Origin of the sequence: Thermosynechococcus sp. HY213 (genome assembly GCF_031460975.1) — a bacterium.
Lineage (GTDB): Bacteria > Cyanobacteriota > Cyanobacteriia > Thermosynechococcales > Thermosynechococcaceae > Thermosynechococcus.
The window spans coordinates 1-15749 of record NZ_JAVKVB010000016.1; the positions used below are offsets into that span (position 1 = coordinate 1).

General features: G+C 55.3%; 17 protein-coding genes, 1 other RNA gene and 2 pseudogenes. 10 read left to right on the forward strand and 10 right to left on the reverse strand.

All coding sequences use genetic code 11. From position 1 onward, the window contains the following. Positions 1-124: pseudogene (locus tag RHK62_RS09540) on the forward strand (photosystem II protein D2); the annotation flags it as partial. A 57-nt stretch (positions 125-181) separates the two neighbouring features. Here RHK62_RS09540 and rfbC read toward each other — a convergent pair. The 3 genes from rfbC to rfbB are packed head-to-tail and all read right to left on the reverse strand — an operon-like array spanning position 182 to position 2686. Further along, positions 182-730 carry a dTDP-4-dehydrorhamnose 3,5-epimerase gene (gene rfbC / locus RHK62_RS09545; RefSeq protein ID WP_310453642.1) on the reverse strand — a complete coding sequence of 183 codons (549 nt, stop codon included), beginning with the start codon at positions 728-730 and terminating at the stop codon, positions 182-184. After that, positions 723-1610 (reverse strand): glucose-1-phosphate thymidylyltransferase RfbA, encoded by an 888-nt coding sequence (gene rfbA, locus RHK62_RS09550; RefSeq protein ID WP_310453643.1) that lies wholly within the window; start codon positions 1608-1610, stop codon positions 723-725. Before rfbA ends, rfbC begins: the two co-directional genes overlap by 8 nt. Then, positions 1607-2686: a dTDP-glucose 4,6-dehydratase gene (gene rfbB / locus RHK62_RS09555; protein ID WP_310453644.1), complete on the reverse strand. Its 1080-nt coding sequence runs from the start codon at positions 2684-2686 to the stop codon at positions 1607-1609. The genes rfbA and rfbB overlap by 4 nt, the downstream gene beginning before the upstream one ends. A 103-nt stretch (positions 2687-2789) precedes the next feature. Between rfbB and RHK62_RS09560 the strand changes: the two are divergent. Next, positions 2790-3128 (forward strand): annotated as a pseudogene (locus RHK62_RS09560) (nucleoside deaminase); the annotation flags it as partial. 16 nt (positions 3129-3144) lie between these two features. Here RHK62_RS09560 and alr read toward each other — a convergent pair. Then, positions 3145-4296, reverse strand: coding sequence for an alanine racemase (alr, locus tag RHK62_RS09565; protein ID WP_206199700.1), 1152 nt, complete (start codon positions 4294-4296; stop codon positions 3145-3147). Between the two features lie 297 nt (positions 4297-4593). Between alr and murI the strand changes: the two genes are divergently transcribed. Together murI and RHK62_RS09575 are read left to right on the forward strand one after the other, a co-directional pair. Next, on the forward strand, positions 4594-5487 hold the full coding sequence (gene murI / locus RHK62_RS09570) for a glutamate racemase (RefSeq protein ID WP_310453645.1): 894 nt from the start codon (positions 4594-4596) through the stop codon (positions 5485-5487). Positions 5488-5564: 77 nt separating this feature from the next. After that, a complete protein-coding gene (locus RHK62_RS09575; RefSeq protein ID WP_206199702.1) occupies positions 5565-6287 on the forward strand; it encodes a Bax inhibitor-1 family protein in 723 nt (240 codons plus the stop codon). On the opposite strand, the gene aroC is transcribed toward RHK62_RS09575, so the two are convergent. The 6 genes from aroC to rimI all read right to left on the reverse strand — a co-directional run bounded on the left by aroC (position 6284) and on the right by rimI (position 11027). Further along, a complete protein-coding gene (gene aroC / locus RHK62_RS09580; protein WP_310453646.1) occupies positions 6284-7375 on the reverse strand; it encodes a chorismate synthase in 1092 nt (363 codons plus the stop codon). The two genes, RHK62_RS09575 and aroC, sit on opposite strands and share 4 nt — an antisense overlap. Positions 7376-7390: 15 nt before the next feature. Beyond that, entirely contained in the window at positions 7391-7729 is a 339-nt protein-coding gene (locus tag RHK62_RS09585; protein ID WP_302676218.1) for an iron-sulfur cluster assembly accessory protein, read from the reverse strand. 11 nt (positions 7730-7740) lie between these two features. Further along, the gene (locus RHK62_RS09590) at positions 7741-8679 is read right to left on the reverse strand and encodes a TIGR01777 family oxidoreductase (RefSeq protein ID WP_310453647.1); all 939 of its coding nucleotides are present in this window, start codon (positions 8677-8679) and stop codon (positions 7741-7743) included. Between the two features lie 6 nt (positions 8680-8685). Next, a complete protein-coding gene (locus RHK62_RS09595; RefSeq protein ID WP_399378131.1) occupies positions 8686-9147 on the reverse strand; it encodes a ChuX/HutX family heme-like substrate-binding protein in 462 nt (153 codons plus the stop codon). Positions 9148-9209: 62 nt separating this feature from the next. Next, positions 9210-10385 (reverse strand): transaldolase, encoded by a 1176-nt coding sequence (locus RHK62_RS09600; RefSeq protein WP_302677997.1) that lies wholly within the window; start codon positions 10383-10385, stop codon positions 9210-9212. A gap of 99 nt (positions 10386-10484) precedes the next feature. Next, positions 10485-11027 (reverse strand): ribosomal protein S18-alanine N-acetyltransferase, encoded by a 543-nt coding sequence (gene rimI / locus RHK62_RS09605; protein ID WP_302677998.1) that lies wholly within the window; start codon positions 11025-11027, stop codon positions 10485-10487. Between the two features lie 61 nt (positions 11028-11088). Here rimI and RHK62_RS09610 point away from each other — a divergent pair, with 61 nt between their 5' ends. From RHK62_RS09610 to ald, 6 genes are all read left to right on the forward strand, one after another. After that, positions 11089-11466, forward strand: coding sequence for a DUF2996 domain-containing protein (locus RHK62_RS09610; protein WP_302677999.1), 378 nt, complete (start codon positions 11089-11091; stop codon positions 11464-11466). Then, positions 11438-11947, forward strand: coding sequence for a peroxiredoxin (locus RHK62_RS09615; RefSeq protein WP_225901532.1), 510 nt, complete (start codon positions 11438-11440; stop codon positions 11945-11947). Before RHK62_RS09610 ends, RHK62_RS09615 begins: the two co-directional genes overlap by 29 nt. 98 nt (positions 11948-12045) lie before the next feature. Next, on the forward strand, positions 12046-12768 hold the full coding sequence (locus RHK62_RS09620) for a DUF928 domain-containing protein (protein ID WP_302678000.1): 723 nt from the start codon (positions 12046-12048) through the stop codon (positions 12766-12768). A 7-nt stretch (positions 12769-12775) separates the two neighbouring features. Continuing rightward, an RNA gene (gene rnpB, locus RHK62_RS09625) (RNase P RNA component class A) lies at positions 12776-13140 on the forward strand. Positions 13141-13209: 69 nt separating this feature from the next. Then, positions 13210-14058 carry a prephenate dehydratase gene (gene pheA / locus RHK62_RS09630; protein WP_206199710.1) on the forward strand — a complete coding sequence of 283 codons (849 nt, stop codon included), beginning with the start codon at positions 13210-13212 and terminating at the stop codon, positions 14056-14058. 7 nt (positions 14059-14065) lie between these two features. Further along, positions 14066-15157, forward strand: coding sequence for an alanine dehydrogenase (ald, locus tag RHK62_RS09635; RefSeq protein ID WP_302678001.1), 1092 nt, complete (start codon positions 14066-14068; stop codon positions 15155-15157). The last annotated feature ends 592 nt before the right edge of the window (positions 15158-15749 follow it).

Consider the following 15749-nt stretch of genomic DNA (forward strand, 5'->3'; position numbering starts at 1 on the left):
GACCTTCTACACCAAGAACCTGCTCTTGAACGAGGGCATTCGCGCTTGGATGGCGCCCCAAGACCAACCCCATGAAAACTTTGTCTTCCCAGAAGAGGTACTCCCCCGTGGTAACGCTCTGTAGAGCCTAATCGTATCCTCGTCTGAGTGTCCCTCTCCAATTGGGGAGGGATTTTTTATCTCAAGCAAATAGGGGAAGTTCGTTAAACGACTTGCCCTGCTGATCCTTGGCAGAAAGGAGGGGTTCGCTGTCGATCGGCCATTGAATGCTGACAGTTGGATCATTCCACAGCAGCGTATATTCATCCTCCGGATTGTAGTAGTCCGTTGTTTTATAGAGGACTTGGGCTGTTGGTGACTTCACCCAGAAACCATGGGCAAAGCCAGGGGGAATCCATAGTTGCTGGAAGGTCTGCGCACTCAGCCAAGTCCCCACCCATTGGCCACAGGTGGGCGAAGAGCGCCGCAAATCGACTGCGACATCGAAAATTTCCCCCTCGATCACGCGAATGAGTTTGCCCTGGGGCTGTTGGTGCTGGTAGTGTAATCCCCGTAGCACGCCCTGTTGTGAGGCAGAGTGATTGTCTTGGACAAAGGTCACCTCTAAGCCTGTAGCGGCCATAAAAGCCCGCTGATTAAAGCTTTCTAGGAAAAAGCCCCGCTGGTCGCGAAAGACACGGGGTTCCAAGAGCAGAACGTCAGCGATCGCCAGCGGTTGTACCTTAAGCATGAATGCCTCCAGTGACTTCTGCCCACACCTGCAAGAGATATTGACCGTAGCTACTTTTGCGCAGGGGTTGGGCGAGTTCATAAAGTTGCTCTGGGGTAATGTAGCCCTGATGCAGAGCAATTTCCTCTAAGCAGGCAATTTTCACCCCCTGCCGTTCCTCCAGTGTGCGAATAAAGCTGCTGGCCTGTTGCAGCAGATCATGGGTACCCGTATCCAGCCACGCATAGCCGCGTCCCAGCAATTCCACCCGCAGTTGTCCCTTTTCAAGGTAGAGGCGGTTGAGATCGGTGATTTCCAGTTCCCCCCGCGCCGATGGTTGAAGCTGGGCTGCCAGATCGCACACTTGATGGTCATAGAAATAGATGCCGGGCACCGCATAGTTGGACTTGGGCACCGCTGGCTTTTCCTCAATGCCGAGGACGCGACCGCTGGCATCAAACTCAATCACACCGTACTGCTGCGGATTGGCCACCCGATAGCCAAAAATCATTGCCCCTTCCGTCAATTGCGCCCCCTGTTGCAATTTTTGGGGTAAATCATGGCCGTAGAGCAGATTATCCCCAAGGGTGAGGCAGATGGGTTCTCCTTGTAAAAACTCCCGCCCTAGGATAAAAGCTTCCGCGAGACCATTGGGCTGAGGCTGCACACAATAGCTGAGGGACAAGCCCCACTGATGACCATCCCCTAGAAGCTTTTCAAAAAGATAGAGGTGCTCTGGGGTAGAAATAATGAGGATCTCCCGAATCCCCGCCAGCATCAGAATTGAGAGGGGATAGTAAATCATCGGCTTGTCATAAATGGGCATCAGTTGTTTACTGAGCACCTGTGTCAGGGGATAGAGGCGGGTTCCAGAGCCACCAGCCAAAATAATTCCTTTCATGGGCAATGACTAAGAACGCTGCCATAGTGGGTTGCCAGCCAAGCACTGTAGTCGGCGGTGCGCGCTGCTTCCACCCAGTCTTGATGGGCAAGATACCACTGCACGGTTTTTTCGAGGCCACTGCCAAACGTTTCTTCGGGCTGCCACCCCAGTTCTCGCTGAATTTTACGGGCGTCAATGGCGTAGCGGCGATCGTGACCGGGGCGATCGCTGACAAAGGTAATCAAGCTGCGGTAATTCAAATCAGCGCGAGGCACAAGGGTTTGCAGTAGATCGCAGAGGGTGTGCACGACCTCAAGGTTCGGCTTTTCGCAGTTGCCACCAATGTTGTAGGTTTCCCCCACCTGACCCTTTTGCCAAACGGTATAGACCGCACGGCAGTGATCTTCAACGTAGAGCCAATCCCGCACATTTTGACCATCGCCATATATCGGCAGCGGTTGCCCCGCTAGGGCTTGGCAGATCACCAGCGGAATCAGCTTTTCGGGAAACTGGTAGGGACCATAGTTGTTGGAGCAATTCGTTGTCAGGGTGGGCAGACCGTAGGTGTGGTGGTAAGCTCGCACCAAGTGATCTGAGGCAGCCTTTGAGGCGGCATAGGGGCTGTTGGGGGCATAGGGGCTGTCTTCACGAAAGGGCGGATCCTCAGAGCCAAGGCTGCCATAGACTTCATCGGTGGAAATATGAATGAAGCGGAACTGCTCCTGTGCTCCAGTGGGTAACTGCTGCCAGTAGGTTTTGACCTCCTCTAGGAGATTGGCGGTGCCCACAACATTGGTTTGGATAAAGTCTTGGGGACTATTGATGGAGCGATCGACATGGCTTTCGGCAGCAAAGTGAATCACGGCATCGGGCTGAAAGGTTTGCAATAGCTCTTGCACAAGGGGGCGATCGCCCACATCCCCCTTGACAAATTGATAATTGGGCAATTGCTCGAGCATGGCCAAGGTGCCGGGGTGACAGGCATAGGTCACTTTATCGAGGTTGAGTACCGCCCCCCAGCCTTCCGTAAGGGCTAAGCGCACAAAGTTGGCGCCAATAAAACCACCCCCACCCGTTACCAAAAACTTGATCATGGACACTGACACCACCAGATTCTGGCTTGCATCATACCAAGACTAGACACCCGTTCAGAAAAAGACGTTTACTAGGAATGAACATTTGCTCAGGCGGACAATCATGGATGAATTTATGGCGGCGGCGATCGCCGAGGCAGAACAAGGACTCAGAGAAGGTGGCATTCCGATTGGCTCGGTCTTGGTGCGCAATGGCCAAATCATTGGTCGCGGACACAACCAACGGGTGCAGCGGGGCAGTCCGATTCTGCATGCGGAGATTGACTGTCTGGCCAATGCGGGTCGCATCGGTCGCTATGAAGATACGGTGCTGTACTCAACCCTAATGCCCTGCTATCTCTGTGCGGGTGCTGTAGTGCAGTTTGGCATCAAAAAAGTGATTGCGGGTGAATCCCAGACCTTTCCGGGGGCGCGGGAGTTCATGGCAGCCCACGGCTCTGAAGGAGAGTAGCGAAATTTTAGGACACGGGAATACGCGGCAAGCGGTTCTTGAAGCCACAGAGAATTTCCCAAGTAATTGTGCCTAGGGTGTCCGCCCAAGTTTCTACGGTTAGGCAGTCCCCGCCATCTTCGCCAAGAAGGGTCACCACATCCCCCTCCTGAAGGCCATCAATGTCACTGACATCAATCATCAGTTGATCCATCGTAATGGCCCCCACTTGGCGAACGCGCTTTCCCTGAACCAAGACTTCGAGCTTGTTGGAAAGAAGGCGGGGCACCCCATCAGCGTAGCCAATGCCCACAACGGCAATTTTCATCGGCTTGGGGGCAATGAATTGGTGGCCATAGCTAATGCCCGTATGGGCGGGAATCTCCTTCAACAGGGTAATGCGCGATCGCACTTGCATCACTGGTCGCAGCGGCACCACCCCCCGTAAATGGGGCGCCGGATACACGCCGTAGAGACTCAAACCAACGCGCACCATGTCATAGTGACTACTGCGGTTGGCCAAGGTGGCTGCCGAATTCGCCATGTGACGGCGCACAGCCCCTAAACCTAGGGCCGAAATCTGTTCCCACACCTGTTCAAAATAGGCCTGCTGCTGCCACATCAAACTGGGATCGGTGTCATCGGCACTGGCAAAGTGAGAATAGATTCCTTGGATGCGCAGGTGGGGTAACCGCTGCACAAACTGCACAAATTCGACTGCATTCTGCCACGGACAGCCCAAGCGGGACATGCCTGTATCAATCATCAAATGGACATCAAGAGGTTCCCGCCGGTGATCAGCGTAGTCAGAGAAAATCAAGGCTTGCTTGGGTGTAGAGAGGGTGGGCTGAAGCTGCCACTCGGCCATCATCTGCACCTGCACGGGCAAATTGACGGATCCCAAGACCAAAATTGGCGCTGTAATCCCCGCCTGCCGTAGGGCAATCCCTTCGGGGATTGTTGCCACCCCTAGCCAAGTTGCACCGTGGGCTAAAACCGTCTGTGCCACCGTGAGGGCACCATGACCATAGGCATCTGCTTTCACCACGGCTAAAAGTTCCGTTGTTGGTGCCAGCCATTGGCGAAGATGTTGGGTATTCGCTGCCAAGGCCGCCAAATCAATTTCAATCCATGCGCGCTCACACTCCTGGGAACTGGTGAGCTGTTCCTGACTGAGCATTGTTTTTCCTATCCTCACACCATAACTTCCCCACAGGGGGTGACCAACCCTACAGCCACGGGTGCTCTGTGATTCAATGTATAGCACCCGATGTTCAGTCTTAGCGTCAATCATTCGCTTCTTAGCAAAACCTGCTAGAGTGGCACTACAGCCCTTTTCTATGACCTAGAGTCCATCAAGGAGATCTCGCGGTTTTGAGCGTGTCCCATCTCCGTAAAAAGGGCAGTAGATTGGCTGTGGTTGCCCTCTTGCTGAACGGGGCAATGTCATTTTTGTTGGTGTGAGGTCGAGGTTCGAGTGGACAACTGGCACAAGACATCCCTAGGGCTAAATCCTCTGGGAGCGATTGGCGTGTTTGACAGTGGGGTGGGCGGCTTGACGGTTTTACAGGCACTCCAAAGCCTTTTACCCCAAGAATCGTTTCTCTACTTTGGGGATACAGCACGGTTGCCCTATGGAACTCGCCGCCGCAGTGAAATCCTGCAATATGTGCGGGAGATTTTGACGTGGATGCATTCCCAAGGCGTCAAGATGGCGGTGATGGCCTGCAACACCAGTTCAGCCCTTGCCTTGGCACAGGTTCGCAGTGAGTTTCCCTTTCCGATCCTTGGCTTGATTGTCCCCGCTGCCAAGATGGCGGTCACGCTGGGAAAGCGCATTGGTGTCATTGCTACCCCCGCAACGGTTAAAAGCGGTGCCTATGCACGGGCACTTCAGGAACTCTCACCCACAGTGGCGATCGCTCAAGTGGCTTGCCCTGAGTTTGTCCCCCTTGTGGAAAGCAATTGCCTAGAGGGCGATCGCGTCCACCGCATTGTTTGTCAGACCCTAAACCCCCTAGTTCAATTTGACCCCGATACCCTCATTTATGGTTGCACCCATTACCCCCACCTGCGCCCTGTGATTGAGCAGTATTTGCCCGCAACGGTTCATCACCTTGATCCTGCCCATGCCGTTGCCCGTGCAACAGTGCGCAAACTAGAGGCCATGAATTTAGCGACTCCTTGCCCCCAAGGCCAAGTGCACTTTTATGTCAGTGGGATACCCGAACAATTTGCCCAGTTAGCCAGTCAATGGCTGGGATACTACCCAACGGTGGAGCATCTATCCTTGAGTGTCTTGACCCAATTCTATCCGCCATTAGAGATAACCGCCCCGCCACCAGAGGTCTCCGTGGTTGTTGCCAGCTAGGTGCCCTTGGGAATTTTGGCACAATAGAACTATGCCATCTGGCTGTGTTGTCTATTCACCACCCTTGGAGGATTCCCGTGAGTAGTACCAGTAATTTTCAAGAGGCGATTCGCGAGGCGCGTAGTAGCGCGATTGTAGGGCCTAATGTGATTCGCAATGCCCTGCCCTTTGTCGGTGGTGGCCTCGTCCTGACGGCGGTGGGTAGCTGGGGTGGCCTCGGCGTCATCAGCGCCGCACCTCAACTGTTCATGCCCACATTCATTGTTGCCATTATTGCTGAACTTGTCCTCTTTTTTGTGGCGCAGGGAGCCGCTCGCAAAGGGAATAATGGGCTAGCCCTACCCCTGTTGGCCACCTACAGTTTGCTGTCGGGTTATACGCTCTCTGGATTGATTGCCCTTGCCCTCAGCACCGTAGGCATTATGGGGATCATCATTGCCGCTGGTGGCTGTGGCATCACGTTTATGGCCGCTAGTCCCATTGGTTCCAATCTGTCGGAACGCGATGGCTTTGCCCTTGCCAAAACGGTACAACTGGGGATTATTGCCCTGCTGGTGGTGCTCGTTCTCCAGTTAGTCTTCAGCTTCTTTGGTGTCTTTACACCCACGTTTCTGGAAATTGCGATTTCTGGCATTGGTGTCGTGCTCTTTGTGGGGGCTGCGGTGGTGGACTTCTTTGTGCTGCCCCGTACCTACCGCGATGATCAGTACCTCTCTGCTGCCCTTTCGATGTACCTGACCTACATCAACCTGTTTATCTTTATCCTGCGGTTACTGATTGCCCTCAATCGCAGTCGCTAAAACAGCAGATGACACTGGGCATGATCCCGGAGCAGATGGTCACAGAGAACGAGAGCTACCATTGCCTCGACCATCGGCACCGCTCGCGGTAACACACAGGGATCATGCCGCCCTTTTGCCGCTAGAATTGTCTCCTCGCCTGCTTGGTTCACGGTTTTCTGGGCTTGACCAATGGTGGCGGTGGGCTTAAAAGCTACCCGCAAAATAATGTTTTCGCCATTGGAGATGCCCCCCTGAACCCCCCCAGAGCGATTGGTGCGGGTGCGAATTCTTCCCTGTTCATCGGTATAAAACTCGTCATTGTGCTCTTGACCCGTGAGCAGGGTACCGGCAAAGCCAGAACCAATTTCAAAGCCCTTACTGGCGGGCAGCGACATCACCCCCTTGGCAAGATCTGCTTCTAGTTTGTCAAAGACGGGGGAGCCTAGGCCGACAGGCACATTGCGAACCACGCACTCAATGACACCGCCAATGGAGTTGGCCTGCCGCCGCACCTCATCCACAAGGGCAATCATCTTTTCTGCGGTGGTGGCATCGGGACAGCGCATGATATTCGCCTCAACGGCAGCCGCTGCCACGGTATCAGGATCAACAACGGCTTCAATGTCCTTGACCCGCTTGACGTAGGCAATGATTTCGGTACCCGCGACTTGAGCCAGAATTTTGCGGGCGATCGCCCCCGCGGCCACACGCCCAATGGTTTCCCGTGCCGAGGCACGGCCCCCCCCTTGCCAGTTGCGAATCCCGTATTTGCCGTCATAGGTAGCATCTGCATGGGAGGGACGATAGACCCGTGCCATTTCGGCATAATCTTCGGGGCGAGTGTCCTTGTTGCGCACCAGAATCGCAATGGGCGTGCCGAGGGTTTTGCCCTCAAAGACACCGGAGAGAATTTCACAGCGATCGCTCTCTTGGCGAGGGGTCGTGAGCCGACTTTGGCCGGGGCGGCGGCGATCCAGTTCCTTTTGAATATCCGCTTCTGACAGTTCCAATCGGGGAGGGCAGCCATCCACAACCACCCCCACACCGCCCCCATGGGATTCACCAAAGGTGGTGACGCGAAAGAGATGCCCAAACGTATTGCCCATAGTGATTTCTGAAACCTACGATCCGCTCACCCGAAAGGCCATGCCACAGCCACAGGTTTGACTGGCATTGGGATTGTGGAAGCGAAAAGCGCCCCCCATTAAGTCTTCGATGTAATCCACCCGCAACCCCCGCAACATCTCAGCCGCTTCCGCCGCGATCGCGATTGTCCAGCCTTGGGACTGGGTGAGCACATCCGTCGGCTCGGGTTCGGTCACAAGGGCAAGATCGTAGCGCCAGTCACCGCAGGCACTAGGTTGCACCTGAATCCGTAGAATCGCGGCCCGACCTCGACTGACGCCATGGGCTTGGAGACGTTCCAACTCTTGAATGGCTGCGGGGGTCAATTCCACCATCTTGCACCAAACTAGCGGGAACCATCAGTATATCGTGGTTTGAGGAGGTTGGTGAGAGCTGCCTTGGCGTTGGGGTAGTCAAATTGAAATCCCGTAGCCAGCGTCCGCTCCGGCAAGACCCGCTGCCCCTTGAGCACCACATCGGCACCTTCCCCCAGCAGCAATTGGAGAACTGGGGCGGGCACAGGCAACCAAGAGGGGCGCTGCATCACCTCTCCTAATACCCGGCAAAAGTCCGCTATCGTCAGTGGCTCTGGGGCGGTGGCATTGTAAACCCCCTGCATTCCCGCTTGATCCACTGCGGCCAGAATCAGGCGCACTAAGTCCTGCTGATGGATCCACGAAAACCACTGCTGACCCGACCCAAGGGGCCCCCCTAGATATAACTGAAAGGGCAATAGGAGCTTGGCCAGTGCCCCCTGCTCGCCGAGGACAATGCCAAAACGCAGAATTACGAACCGCACCCCTAAATCCGTTACCCCTTGGGCAGCCGCTTCCCAGTCCACACAGACCTTGGCCAGAAAATCATTTCCCGCTGCATGGGTTTCGACAAACGTTTCTGTATCGCTAGTGCCGTAGTAGCCAATGGCAGAGGTCGAGACCAATACCCGCGGGCGCTGTTGACATTGGGCGATCGCCCGCACCAACTGCTGTGTGCCGACAACCCGGCTATCGTAGATCTCCTGTTTGCGCTGCGCTGTCCAGCGACCATTGGCAAGGGGTTCTCCTGCCAAGTTAATTACTGCATCCGCCCCCTCAAGGGCAGCAAACCAGTCCCCAGCGGCTTTGGGGGTATAGCCCACCCATTCAACATGGGTCATGCCAGCGAATTGTTTGGCGGCTTTCGCCGGGGAGCGTACTAAGGCAACCACGTGATCGCCGCGATCGCTGAGGGCGCTGACGACCTGCTGCCCGACAAATCCAGTAGCACCGGTTACAACGACTCTCATAGATCCCTATCCATGGGTTGCGCTGGACGCTTTTGCCTCAAGGGCGGCCACCACGGGTTGCCACTCTGTACCGTAGCGTTCCCGCAGGGTGTGCCAAGCTGCCACTTGACCTGCGGCGTATTCACCGGGCTTACCCCACTGCAAAAAGGCACTGAGGACGGATTTCTCATTGGCATCGAGAAAGCGAATGGCGTAGGTAGGAAAGTTGCCCCGCTTGGCTTGCCCTTCCTCAAAGCGAATTTTGGCCACCTGATCCATATTCAAGTGAAACTCAAAGTCCTCCGTGTGCATATTGGCATAGCGCCCCTTGGGCAGTTCAGCATAGAAAACCTTGGTGAGGGGCGATCGCACCTCCAGAACGGCAGTTTCGTTTGTAACCACAAGGCGCAGTAGCCCCAATTGCTCACAATCCCTGAGAAATTGCTGAAAGGAGGGAGAAGTATCAGACATCGTTGGTGCATCAGCTATGAACGCTTCTTCCACTGTGACGCACAGAGGATGCTGATGCAAGACTGCCAAGTTGGTCTTTGTTATTTGGCCTTGGCCAAGTGCAGCACCACCCCCAAGCCTGCTCCCATGTCCTCCGGGGTCACCTTACCATCGTGGTTGGCATCGAGGGCATCAAACACTGCATCCGTTCCCAGCCACTCTTCGCGGGTAATAATGCCATCGCCATCGAGGTCATAGACATGGAAGAGTTCTTCTGCTGCATGGGTGAGGGTTTCCGCCCCTTCAAGGCGGGTCAGTCGCTGCGTCAAGAGATCCTCAAGGGTCTCCAGTGCCTTGGTGAAGCCCTTAATGCCCTCATCCAGTTTTTCACTGGCCATCTCATCAGCCGCGTGCATCTTGCGGAAGGTGGCTTCATCCATAGCGACTTTTTCAATGTCAAGGGTGGCAGCGATCGCCGGATCCAGTTTGCGTTTTAGCTCGCCATTGGTGTTTTGTAGCTCCTGTAGCAGTGCCGGTGAAATCGTCAGCAGATCACAACCCGCCAGTTCAATAATTTCGCCAATGTTGCGGAAGCTGGCGCCCATCACTTCCGTGGGGTAGCCGAATTTCTTGTAGTAGTTGTAGATTTTGGTGACGGAAATCACCCCTGGATCCTCAGGCCCTGGATACTCGGCACGACCTGTTTTTTTCTTGTACCAGTCGAGAATGCGCCCAACAAAGGGGGAAATCAATGTCACACCCGCCTCAGCACAGGCGATCGCCTGATGGAAGCCAAACAGTAGGGTTAAATTACAGTGAATGCCCTCTTTTTCGAGAATTTCGGCAGCGCGGATGCCTTCCCAGGTCGAGGCAATTTTAATCAGCACGCGATCGCGCCCCACGCCTGCGGCTTCGTATTGGCCAATCAACTCCCGCGCCTTTTGCACTGTAGCTTCTGTATCGTAGGAGAGCCGCGCATCTACTTCCGTTGAGACCCGACCGGGGATAATTTGCAAAATTTTCAAGCCAAAGGCCACCGCCAAGCGATCCACAGCAAGGGAGACAATCTCACGGGGAGTAGCACCAGACCCCAAATCAGCTTTGGCTTTGCGCAGGGTTTCATCCACAATGGGCTGGTACTCCTTCATTTGGGCAGCAGCCGTAATCAACGAGGGATTGGTGGTGGCATCACGGGGGGTGAATTTTTCGATGGCGAGGATGTCTCCCGTATCGGCGACCACAACTGTCATTTGTCGCAACTGTTCCAGCAAGTTCATGGGACAAGTCTCCCAAACGTGTCCCTTTCATTATCGTTCGCCAGCCCAAGGGTCGGGGAAAGCGCCGTAACAAAGCGCAATATGTCACCCCTCGGCTCTCTAGGTGTCATCGATGAGCGACCAACCTTGCGCCTCAACCCGCGATCGCCAGTGCTGCCAGTGCCGCTTAAGTTCCTGCCCCATTTCGGGAGTATTGAGGTGATTGCGCCAAAGAATCAGGGCATCCTCTGGGGGGTTCTCGTAGTAGTGGGGACGCCGTCCGACCAGTTCAAAGCCAAAGTGCTGATAGAGTCCTTGGGCGGCTGCATTGCTGGCGCGTACTTCCAACGTTGCCCACTGGCGATCGCCCCCTTGATGCCCCAGTTGCAAGAGCCGACATAGGAGTAACCCTGCTAACCCCTGCCGCCGGTACTGCGGATGCACCATCAACAGCACCAAGTGCAATTCATCGGCAATCCCCCAGCTCACGCCACAGCCCCACACCCCATCAAGGGTGGCCACCACCAGCAGCGTATGTTGCGGATTCTCCAACTCACGGGCATAGCCTTGGTGCGACCAAAAGCCCCCCAGACACACCTGATCCAGTTGAACGATGCTATCTAAATCCTTAATCGTTGGGCGTCGTAATTCTAATTGCCCCATGGCCGTTGCCTGCAAGGGAGAGTGCTATCATGCAGAGGAAATGGTACCCTATAGCAGCGCTATGGCAGAAGAGACGCCCACCCAAGCCCCCAAAAAAGAAAAGCCCCCCGCCATTGAGGATAAACCCTTTGCTGAGTTTATTAATGAGGCTTTTTTGCCTGCTCTCCAGAACGCCCTCAGCGCCAAAGTGGGGGATGTGAGTCTGCGCCTAGAGGAGAATACCGTGATAGGTGAGTGGGGCAAGGGAATGTATCAGTTTCGCCTCTACTTCCTAGAGGGGGATATCCAAGGGCCGAAGGCTTTTGTCTGTAGCAGCGGTGGCATTGCCCCCAGCACCATTGAGCCATTTTTGGGGGATGAGCGTAAAGTAACGCTTGATCTACTGGTCTTTGGGGTGATGCAGCGCCTGAATGGCCAAAAGTGGTTGGGAGGCAATTAGCGAGAGTATGGCCACAGCAATTCAAGTGGGCGATCGCGCCCCTGATTTTGAACTCACGGCTGCCGATGGCCGCAAAGTGAAGCTCTCCGACTTTCGTGGCAAAAAGAACGTTGTCCTCTACTTTTACCCCGCCTCAGAAACCCCCGGCTGCACGATTCAAGCCTGTGCCTTTCGCGATGCCTACAGTGTTTTCCAAGAACTGGGCGCTGAAGTGATTGGCATTAGTGGCGACCCCGTGGAGCGGCAGCAGGGCTTCCAGAAAAATCACCAACTCCCCTTTCTCGTCCTCAGTGATCCCGGCAACAAGGTTCGCCAGCAGTATGGTGCCTCTTCGCTCTTTGGTCTCTTTCCGGGGCGAGTCACCTATGTCATTGATCAAGAGGGTGTGGTGCGCTACGTTTTTGACTCTATGCTCAACTTCAAAGCCCACGTAGATGAGGCGCTCAAGATTTTGCGTCAGTTGGCCAGTGCCACTGCCTAGAGCAAGCGATCGCAATCACACCCCAACGGTAAGCGAGTTCACTGCCAAGGCCGACTCCCTAGGGCTAGGGTAGAGCTATTCTTCTTAGGAGTTTGGCCATGCGTTCCTACCTTGCCCTTGTACCTGCGGTGACCCTCTTTCTGTTGTCCCTTGGTTCTCTCAGCCTTGCTCAGGGAACGACGCCTGTGGTGAGCCAGCCTTCCAGTCTTGTGGCGCGACTGCGGGCGAATCTGCCGAACCGTGGTGTTCCCGGTAGTCGCTTTGGGGGGGCAACCCGTGGAGCCTGTGTTAGCGGCAGTGAACGTTTAACCGCCTTACTCCCTGATACCCACCTTGGCCAAACGGCTGTGGCGACACCAACCCTCTTTGTTTTTGTGCCCAAGAGCAAAGCCACGCAGGGGGAAGTGGTGATTGCTGATGCTGAGCATCGTCCCCTAGCAACAATGGTGGTGGATCTACCCGCTGAACCGGGGATTCTGGCACTGAAGCCCAATGTGCAACTCCAACCCGGCCAAGACTACCGCTGGACCTTTACCCTACTGTGTGGTGCTGATGCCGATGATCCCTCCGCCTTTATCTCTGTCAGTGGCGTGATTTCGCGGGTGCAGCCGGCCACGGATTTGGCAAAGCAACTTCAGGGCAAGAGTGGGGGCGATCGCCTTGGGGCAGCAGTTGATGCGGGTCTTTGGTACGAAACCTTGGCGATTTTGGCCGAGCTGCAAGGAAATGAAGCCACACGGAACCTAGCCCGCAGTGAATGGGTCGCCGTATTATCTGCCGTTGGTCTAGGGAGTATTGCCCAAGCGCCCCTAGTACAATAAAACTGAATGAGTTAGCGCGGTGGTTGCGGGAGTCTCTCACTCCTGAGGAAAGTCCGGGCTTCCGAAAGACCAAGCTTGCTGGGTAACGCCCAGTGCGGGTGACCGCGAGGATAGTGCCACAGAAATATACCGCCGATGGAGGGAAACCTCACAGGCAAGGGTGCAACGGTGCGGTAAGAGCGCACCAGCAACATCGAGAGGTGTTGGCTCGGTAAACCCCGGCTGGAAGCAAGGTGTGCTAGCGCTAAGGAACTAGGGTTGGTCTTTTCCCCAGTTCTTTGCTAGCCAGAGCCGCTAGAGGCACTTGGTAACAAGTGTCCCAGATAGATAACCACCCTTTGAACAGAACCCGGCTTACGTCTAACTCATTCATTAGACCCTTTTGCAAATCCCTTGTGAGGATGTGTCCTTGAGTCCTTGCCCCCCTTGTCTAGATCCTCTATGGTGAAGCTGGGTTATCTTGGCCCAGTGGGCACCTACAGTGAAGAAGCCGCTCAAAGCTACGCCCAATGGCAACAGGGAGAACCCCTGACGCTGATTCCTTTGACGACGATCGCTGGCTGTTTGGAGGCGTTGGCCGCCGGCGAGTTGGATTTGGCGCTAGTCCCCAGTGAAAATTCCGTTGAGGGCAGTGTCAACATTACCCTTGATTCACTATGGCGACTGGATACGCTGCACATTCAGTACGCCTTTATCCGCCCCATTGTCCATGCCTTCATTGCCCAAACCACAGATTTCGCCCAAATTCAAGCGGTCTATTCCCATCCCCAAGCTCTCGGGCAGTGCCAGCGCTGGTTACAAGCCCATCTTTCCCATGCTCGCCAATGTCCGGTGACCTCCACCGCCGAAGGGCTGCAATACGTGGCTCAATCCGATCGGGTGGCGGCGATCGCCTCCGTGCGAGCCGCCCAACTCCATCAACTACCCATTGTCGCCACCGAAATTCAGGATATTCCCGACAATTGCACGCGGTTTTGGGTGGTGAGTCGCCAACAGGGGGACGGCTGGCCCCAGCCGGGGGATACCCACACTTCCATTGCCTTTAGCCTGAAGGCCAATGCCCCCGGTGCCCTGCTCAAGGTGCTGCAACTCTTTAGCGATCGCCAGATTAACCTCAGCCGCATTGAATCGCGCCCCAGCAAACGTGCTTTGGGGGATTATCTCTTCTTTGTTGACTTAGAGGTGAATGGTCGCCCTGATGTGGTGGCTGATTGTCTGCTGGCGCTTAAGGACGCTACAGATGTGTTGAAGGTCTTTGGTAGTTATCAATTTCTAGACCTCGGAGAATAGATTGGCCATGCGTATCGGTGTCCCCAAAGAAATGAAGGATCAAGAATTCCGCGTCGGTCTGACGCCAACAGGGGTGCAAAGTCTGCGGGAGCGCGGTCATGAGGTTCTCATTGAAAGTGGCGCGGGGGTGGGTTCAGGCTTTCTCGATGAGGCCTATGTTGCCGCAGGGGCCCAAATTGTGGCCACGGCCCAAGCGGCGTGGGATGCCCAACTGGTGGTCAAAGTCAAGGAACCCTTGCCCTCGGAGTATCGCTATTTGCGTTCTGGCCAACTGCTCTTTACCTACTTGCACCTTGCCGCTAGTCGGGAGCTGACGGTGGCTCTGTTGGAATCGGGGATTACCGCGATCGCCTATGAAAGTGTTGAAGAAACGCATCATCACCAACGCAGCTTCCCGCTGCTAACCCCCATGAGCATGATTGCCGGTCGCTTGGCAGTGCAGTTTGGTGCCCGCTTCCTAGAGCGTACCCAAGGGGGGCGGGGAGTGCTCCTCAGTGGCATTCCGGGGGTGCGGCCGGGGCGGGTTGTCATTTTAGGGGGCGGTGTCGTCGGCACAGAGGCGGCGCGGATGGCTGTGGGTTTGGGGGCACAGGTGAGCATTCTCGATATTAATGTCGAGCGTCTCAAGTACCTAGAAACCCTCTTTGGCGCCCGGGTGGAGTACCTCTACAGCAGTTCTCACCTCATTGCTGAGCTATTGCCCCAAGCGGACTTAGTGATTGGTGCTGTCCTTGTGCCGGGTCAGCGTCCTCCCTGTTTGGTGCCCAAGTCCCTTGTGCAAACGATGCGCCCCGGCGCTGTGATCATTGATGTGGCCGTGGATCAAGGGGGCTGTGTGGAAACGCTGCGACCCACGACCCATTCCAACCCCACCTATACCGCCTTTGGTGTGGTTCACTATGGCGTGCCGAATATGCCGGGAGCTGTGCCTTGGACAGCCACCCAAGCCCTGACGAATAGCACCTTGCCCTATATTCTTTGCCTCGCCGATCATGGCGATCGCGCCCTCGAACTCTCCCCTGCCCTTGCCAAGGGTCTAGTGGTCAAGCAGCACCATTTAGTCCATCCTGATGTGCGGGTTGTCTTTCCTGATCTTTAGGCCGACGATCAAGTACCTCTGGACAGGCTGAGCCCCGTTCTCATTGACGCTCATCCCGCTAAGGCTAGGCGTATAGCAGGAGATTCCCCGTTCACAGCATCTCTACGAAAAACCTAGGCCATGCTAGTTGAAGTCCGTCCGAGGTGGAGAGAAAGTATTCCAGGCCAACATCGAGGCCAACCACCCGCTTCAAGACTTGCTGCAATGCTTGGGCGTTAACCGACGCTAAATCAGGGTTGGTCTGCTTTGCTTGGGTTAATCCTTGGCACTGCACGTTGAAGCTGGGGTAGGGGGCATCCGCTGGGATGATGTACTCGCTAGGCACAGAGCAGGCATTGACTGGACATTTGCGCGCAGCAATCCAGTCTTTGCGCTCCCTCAGCGCATCATTTCAAACTTGGCGACACACGTCTAGATCGTAGTCGATCTGCTTAGCCTGCTGCTGGGTTAGTTTTAGTTTGTACTCGTACGTCAGGGTGATCATGAGTGGACTATAGCTATCAGTCGCACCCGATGTTCGGTGCTAGCTCAATATATCCAGCAACAAGCTGAGATTGAGTGACTGCTCCCTATGGTCGCCCGCCGCCTCACC